Consider the following 246-nt stretch of genomic DNA (forward strand, 5'->3'; position numbering starts at 1 on the left):
AGAATGTATTTCAAGAATGTATTTCAAGAATGTATTTCAAGAATGTATTTCAAGAATGTATTTTAAATAGTTTATAATATTAAATTGATTTAAAATTAAATTGTAATAGAAGTTTTTTTTGATTTTATTTATCAATTCTATGTTTCAATTTTTTAATCTTTCAATCTTTAATTTTTTAAAACGTATTTCAAGAATGTATTTCAAGAATGTATTTCAAGAATGTATTTCAAGAATGTATTTCAAGAA

This window comes from Paenimyroides tangerinum, from assembly GCF_003865405.1.
Taxonomy (GTDB): Bacteria; Bacteroidota; Bacteroidia; order Flavobacteriales; family Flavobacteriaceae; genus Flavobacterium; species Flavobacterium tangerinum.